The 266-nt window shown below is 47.7% G+C and carries 1 protein-coding gene; it reads right to left on the reverse strand.

Translation table 11 applies throughout. From position 1 onward, the window contains the following. Window positions 1-212, reverse strand: a 212-nt coding sequence (locus ACRHOC_RS14860; protein ID WP_431159411.1) for a cytochrome c-type biogenesis CcmF C-terminal domain-containing protein, incomplete at its 3' end; no start/stop codon positions are given. Between the last annotated feature and the right edge of the window lie 54 nt (window positions 213-266).

Genomic DNA, 266 nt, shown 5'->3' on the forward strand with positions numbered 1-266 from the left:
TGCTGAATTCGCACAGCCCAAGCGCCACCCTCTAGAGGCTCACCTAGCGCGACATAAAGATCTCTTGTTAACCCAGGATCAATATCAGCTTCAGTCATAACATTGCCACGCGCTGTATAATGGCGTTTTTCTGGATGTAACGCGCCATAAGGTTTACCATCCTTCAACACACGTATCTGAGCTTGATCCGCCGTGTAGTTAGGACCTTTCACCTCACGGGCACCATCAAAAACAAACTCATATTGTTTGAAGCTTAAGCGATCCCC

Origin of the sequence: Winogradskyella poriferorum (assembly GCF_050618035.1) — a bacterium.
Lineage (GTDB): Bacteria > Bacteroidota > Bacteroidia > Flavobacteriales > Flavobacteriaceae > Winogradskyella > Winogradskyella poriferorum_A.